The sequence below is a fragment of the Streptomyces atriruber genome, assembly GCF_001418325.1.
Lineage (GTDB): Bacteria > Actinomycetota > Actinomycetes > Streptomycetales > Streptomycetaceae > Streptomyces > Streptomyces atriruber.
The window spans coordinates 1-1728 of record NZ_LIPN01000170.1 but is presented as its reverse complement, the minus strand read 5'-3'; the positions used below and the strand labels follow the sequence as shown (position 1 = coordinate 1728).

The window sequence follows — 1728 nt, the reverse complement described above, 5'->3', positions numbered from 1 at the left end:
CTCCTCGGCGGCCTGCGCTCCAAGCGCTACCAGGTCGCGATGTCGGCCATGACGGACACCAAGAACCGTCAGGAAGGCATCGACGAGGAGAACGGCAAGAAGGTCGGCGCCGGCGTCGACTTCATCGACTACTTCACGGCGGGCGTCTCGATCTACACCAAGAAGGGCGACGACCAGGGCATCAAGACCTGGGCCGACCTCTGCGGCAAGAAGATCGTCGTCCAGCGCGGCACCGTCTCGCACGACCTGGCCAAGGCCGAGTCGAAGAAGTGCAAGGGCGGCAAGAAGATCGCGATCGAGCAGTTCGACAACGACCAGCAGGCCCAGACCCGACTGCGCTCCGGCGGCGCCGACGCGGGTTCGTCCGACTTCCCGGTGGCCGCGTACGCGGTGAAGATCTCGGGCGGCGGCAAGGACTTCCAGCTGGTCGGCGAGCAGGTCGAGGCGGCTCCGTACGGCATCGCCGTCTCCAAGAAGAACCCCGAGCTGCGCGACGCGATCCAGGCGGCCCTCGAAGCGATCATCAAGAACGGCGACTACGAAAAGATCATCAAGAAGTGGGGCGTCGAGGAAGGCGCGGTCAAGGAAGCCGTGATCAACGGCGGCAAGTGACCCCCTCCCCCTTCCCTCCCAGTCGCTGAAAGGCCACTCACGTGACCCCAGACATCTCCAAGAAGGGCCCGGCGGACGACGTCCCCACGGCCCGCCCGGCGGAGGCCATCAAGGCCATCCCGGTCCGGCACTTCGGCCGCTACATCGCCGCGGTCCTGGCGATCGGCGTGCTCGCCGCCATCGTCTACGCCTTCTCGCAGGGCGACATCAACTGGGGCGCGATCCCCGACAACTTCTTCGACGAGCGCATCCTCAAGGGTGTCCGCGAGACGCTGATCCTCACCTTCCTCTCGATGCTCATCGGCGTCGGCGGCGGTGTGCTGCTCTCGGTCATGCGCCTCTCGAAGAACCCGGTGACCTCGTCGATCGCCTGGTTCTACATCTGGTTCTTCCGCGGCACGCCGGTCCTGGTCCAGCTCTTCGTCTGGTTCAACCTCGGCTTCGTCTTCGACTACATCAACCTCGGTCCGATCTACAAGGACGAGTGGTCGGACTTCATGACGCCGTTCCTGACGGCGCTGCTGGGCCTGGGCCTCAACGAGGCCGCGTACATGGCGGAGATCTGCCGCGCCGGTCTGCTCTCGGTCGACGAGGGCCAGACCGAGGCGTCGCACGCCCTCGGCATGAGCCACGGCAAGACGCTGCGCCGCGTGGTGCTGCCGCAGGCCATGCGCGTCGTGGTGCCGCCGACCGGCAACGAGTTCATCAACATGCTGAAGACGACGTCACTGGTCGCCGCCGTCCAGTACTACGAGCTCCTCAAGTACGCCCAGGACATCGGCACCTCGTCCGGCGCCACGGTCGAGACGCTGCTGCTCGCCGCCTGCTGGTACCTAATCATGACGTCGATCCTCAGCGTCGGGCAGTACTACCTGGAGCGGTACTACTCCCGCGGCTCGTCCCGCACCCTGCCGGACACCCCCTTCCAGAAGATCAAGGCCAATATGTTGTCGCTGGGCAACCGCGCGGGAGGTGTCCGCTGATGACCGCCATGGTGAAGTCCGAGGGCGTGCACAAGTCCTTCGGCAGTGTCGAGGTGCTCAAGGGCATCGACCTCGAGGTCAAGTCGGGAGAGGTCTTCTGCCTGATCGGTCCGTCCGGTTCCGGCAAGTCGAC

3 protein-coding genes are annotated in these 1728 nt (G+C 65.5%); all 3 read left to right on the top strand.

The genetic code is table 11. The features are described from left to right. On the top strand, positions 1-612 hold a 612-nt coding region (locus AOK03_RS19260), incomplete at its 5' end, for a transporter substrate-binding domain-containing protein (protein ID WP_157869000.1). A 41-nt stretch (positions 613-653) separates the two neighbouring features. After that, positions 654-1595: an amino acid ABC transporter permease gene (locus AOK03_RS19255; protein ID WP_055566541.1), complete on the top strand. Its 942-nt coding sequence runs from the start codon at positions 654-656 to the stop codon at positions 1593-1595. Then, a partial coding sequence (locus AOK03_RS19250; RefSeq protein ID WP_157868999.1) for an ATP-binding cassette domain-containing protein occupies positions 1595-1728 on the top strand: 134 nt, incomplete at its 3' end. The genes AOK03_RS19255 and AOK03_RS19250, both read left to right, overlap by 1 nt.